At 40.0% G+C, this 710-nt stretch carries 1 protein-coding gene; it reads right to left on the bottom strand.

The window, feature by feature from the left end; genetic code table 11:
* Window positions 1-107: 107 nt before the first annotated feature.
* A complete protein-coding gene (gene tnpA, locus G4417_RS16515; protein ID WP_173717705.1) occupies window positions 108-518 on the bottom strand; it encodes an IS200/IS605 family transposase in 411 nt (136 codons plus the stop codon).
* Window positions 519-710 lie beyond the last annotated feature (192 nt).

Genomic DNA, 710 nt, shown 5'->3' with positions numbered 1-710 from the left:
CAGAGCTTGGATGCTGCATAGCACATATGCCCGATGAGGTTCGCATATTCCCGGCTGACCTTTATGGATGTTTTCTTTGACAGCAGCATTTCCTCTCCTCCATCGTATCAGTACGCTTTGCTCTGATGTTCGATATACCTGCGGATATTTTCTTCCGATACAAATCCGACCGTTTCCACATAATAGGAATGGTTCCACAGCTCCCCTTTCCAAAGCTGGTTTCTTATTTCCGGAAAACGTTCGAAAAGTTTCCTGCCGGAGATCCCCTTCAGGTATTTTACGATCGCAGTTATGGATAATTTCGGAGGGGCTGACACAAAACAGTGTACATGGTCTCCTTCCCCACATTCAAACAGATGGACCATAAAGCCCTTATCTTCCGCGATCTCCTGCACCAGTTCCTGCAGATATGCCTCGACCTCCGCATTTAATATCTTCCGCCGGTATTTCACTGACCATACCATATGGTAATTAATATTACACACACAAGTGCGGTAATGTATAAGATTTTCTTTCATGCATATAGTATATCATGATATCAAAAATTTCGCAATAAAACATCGAACATATTTTCTTTTTATAATGCTGGATACAGCTTTTTATAGGGAGAAATTGAATGAAAACCGTTTTGTTATTTTTATTTATTATGAGTGCAGATATGCACAGTTTACGCTTTCATCTACTACAATATATTTATGGTTAATATCCCT

Source organism: Blautia wexlerae, assembly GCF_013300825.1.
GTDB lineage: Bacteria > Bacillota > Clostridia > Lachnospirales > Lachnospiraceae > Blautia_A > Blautia_A wexlerae_B.
This window is presented reverse-complemented; position numbering and strand designations above follow the sequence as displayed.

Coding starts and splice junctions, on each gene's coding strand:
- tnpA (WP_173717705.1), bottom strand. CDS start 518: ATGAAAGAAAATCTTATACATTACCGCACTTGTGTGTGTAATATTAAT.